This window comes from Kribbella sp., assembly GCF_035687465.1.
Lineage (GTDB): Bacteria > Actinomycetota > Actinomycetes > Propionibacteriales > Kribbellaceae > Kribbella.
On record NZ_DASRXP010000338.1, the window covers coordinates 1 to 2,979 of the forward strand.

General features: G+C 62.2%; 3 protein-coding genes. All 3 read right to left on the reverse strand.

Annotation, left to right across the window (positions count from 1 at the left end; genetic code table 11):
• Window positions 1–413 (reverse strand): peroxiredoxin (locus VFG33_RS17820; protein ID WP_325054010.1); only part of this gene is annotated, 413 nt, incomplete at its 3' end.
• A 591-nt stretch (window positions 414–1,004) separates the two neighbouring features.
• A complete protein-coding gene (locus VFG33_RS17825) occupies window positions 1,005–1,277 on the reverse strand; it encodes a helix-turn-helix domain-containing protein (RefSeq protein WP_325054011.1) in 273 nt (90 codons plus the stop codon).
• Between the two features lie 371 nt (window positions 1,278–1,648).
• Window positions 1,649–2,811, reverse strand: a protein-coding gene (locus VFG33_RS17830) for an IS3 family transposase (protein WP_325054012.1) whose coding sequence is annotated in 2 segments (ribosomal slippage) — window positions 1,649–2,524 and window positions 2,527–2,811 — 1,161 coding nt in all. Because the reading frame shifts where the segments join, the coding sequence is not laid out codon by codon here.
• Window positions 2,812–2,979 lie beyond the last annotated feature (168 nt).

Here is a 2,979-nt window from a genome sequence, read left to right on the forward strand (position 1 = left end):
GGCAGCAGCCGGGCCAGCAGGCCACGGCGCCGAGTGTGCCGGCCACGCCAGGCCGCCTGACGCGCCACGACGGATCTACGCAGCTTGGCGAGCCTGCCTCGGCGGACCCCGAACATCTCGGACACCACGCCGTCCGCGTCGGAGAGCAGCGGATAGTCGAACGAGCGCTGTTGGGCGAAGTGGGCCTGCTTGTCGACGGTGTCGGTGCTGATGCCGACCCGGTGGGCGCCCACCCTGGCGAATTCGTTGCTCAGGTCCCGAAAATGACAAGCCTGGGCTGTACAGATCGGTGAGGACGCTATTGGGAAGAAGAACAGCACAACCGGCCCTTCGGAAAGGAGCGCGGACAGTGTCCGAGGCCGACCGGTGTGATCGTACAGAGTGAAGTTAGGCGCCTTGTCGCCCGCTATCATCGGCAAAGAGTAACGCGGGGAAGCTCTGCGCGACGCACCGCTGGGATAATTCGGTCATCGCCGAACAGCTACCAGGTGGGACGAACAGCTACCAGGTGGGAACCGTGATCGGCTCGGCCACGCCGAGGATGACAAGAACTACTCCTGCAGGCCCCGCACCCCAGCGCGGACCCGCTATCGCCCAACTCCCCCGGCTCCTCATTGTTCGACGCCGAAAGCCAGCCTGCAAGCTCGTGATCCAACGACCAACCAAGCACCGCTCGAGCAAACTGTGCCAAAGTCGATGAACGAATTGGCGGCTTCCCGTGCACCAGTCCCCCGCCGCACCAATTTGCATCTCAATTGGCGGATCCGCCAACTTCCGCGATCTCGAAATGCAATCCGCCATCCAGAATTGGAACCTACAACGAGGCCGATTGTCAGTTGCGCGTGCCGCAACCACGACCTCGTTGACCCGATCACTCTCTTGATCGCCACCGGGCTGCGGGAGTCCGAGCTCCTCGGTCTGCTCTGAACCGACTTCAACGCGGAGGCTGGAACCCTTTCGACAACCCGGAAGGTTTTCCGCGCGGCCGGGCAAGGCCTACAGCGTCATGACACGGCCAAGACCGACGCCGGCTTGCGCACTCTGCCGCTTCCCCGCTTCGCTGTGCACGTCCTTGAGGTACGGCGCCAACTGCCATTCATCGGAGAGCAGCTGATGATCTTCCCCTCCAGGCCCGCTTGCTCATAGCGGGCCAACCAGGAGTGCAACGTCTGACGCGACACCCCAAACTTCGGTGCCACCTGCGACACCGACAAACCATCACTGATCACGGCCAACACGGCCTGATACCTCTGCTCGGCCACGCTCAACTCCCTCATCAAGGGAGTGTCAAAGATCAGCCGAAACAACTGTCAAGCCTCAGCCGACACACTGTCAGGCATCACCCCGAAGCAATACACCTCTGACGTAGGGCAGGTGGGGCTCGAACCCACGACCAACGGATTTGCAATTGGGGGCGTTCCCGTCGATCTCCGATAATTCCCATGTCTTCCTGTGCGACAAGGGATTTCATTACCCGAAGCTGCTGGATCGTACCGAGCGATTCCGACCGATTCTCCTTCAATACCTATGAATAAACGATGACCGAGATCTCATGCCACCGGTGCTTGTCCGCCGCAGTCACTTCGCAACGTAAACCACGACCGGGTAAGAGCGACGGGTCTGCTGCACGATCAGGTGACAGTTACGGTCACGCGGCCTGACTGGCCGGTGTGGTCATAATTGCTTCGTATTCGATGGGGGTCAACCGCCCGAGGGCGGCTTGGCGTCGGCGACGGTGGTAGGTCCGTTCGATCCAGGTGACGATGGCGATCCTCAGCTCCTCGCGGGTGGCCCAGCGGCGGCGGTCCAGAACGTTCTTCTGCAGCAGGCTAAAGAAGCTCTCCATGGCCGCATTGTCGCCGGCCGCACCGACGCGGCCCATGGAGCCGACCATGTCGTAGCGACCCAAGGTGTGGACGAATTTTCGGCTGCGAAATTGGCTGCCGCGGTCGGTGTGCAGAATGCAGCCGGCCACCTCACCGCGTCGTGCCACCGCACTACTGAGCGCGGTCGTCGCCAACCGGGACTTCATCCGGGAATCGATCGAGTAGCCCACGATGCGGTTGGAGAACACGTCCTTGATCGCACAGAGGTAGAGCTTGCCCTCGCTAGTGCGATGCTCGGTAATATCGCTGAGCCACAACTGATTCGGCTCATCCGCGGTGAAGTCGCGCTCGACGAGATCGTCGTGAACCGGTGGCCCGGTCTTGCCGCTTTTGCCGCGCTTCTTGCCGAAGACGCTCCACCACTTGTTCTCGGTGCATATCCGCCAGGCGGTGCGCTCGGCCATCGCCTCACCGGCGTCAAGGGCCTCCTCGACCAGGTATCGATACCCGAACTCTGGATCCTCCTGGTGGGCGTCGAACAGTGCATTGGCGCGGTAGGCCTCGACGAGTTCAGCGTCGGTGATGGGTTTGGCCCGCCAGCGGTAGTAGGGCTGGCGGGCGAGCTTGAGTACCCGGCACGTCACCGCGACGGGGATCCCGTCGGCGGCGAGCTCGTTCACGAGCGGGTAGAGCCTTTTCCCGGCAGATTGGCTTGCGACAGATAGGCCGCCGCCCGGCGCAGCACCTCATTCTCTTGCTCCAACAATCGATTTCGGCGACGCAGCTCCTGCAACTCCGCAGAATCACTGGTGCTCTTGCCGGGCTTGGTGCCCTCGTCGATATCGGCTTGCCGCATCCACTTGTGCAGCGTCATCGGGTGAACACCGAAATCGGTCGCGATCTGCTCGATCGTCACACCGTCGTCGCGGTTGCGGGCAACCCGCACGACATCGTCGCGGAACTCACGGGGGTAAGGCCTGGGCACAATCGACATCCTTCCAGCCCGCCCGGCACGGGCAAGCCAACTCAGATGTCACCTATTCGTGCAGCAGACCCTTCCGTGCAGGCGCTTGCATCCTTCCGGCGGACGGACATCGAACCAGCGACAATCCGACCTCATCGCGGAACCGAACTTAGTTCAATTGCGCACGCA

Coding starts and splice junctions, on each gene's coding strand:
- VFG33_RS17825 (WP_325054011.1), bottom strand. CDS start 1,277: ATGAGGGAGTTGAGCGTGGCCGAGCAGAGGTATCAGGCCGTGTTGGCC.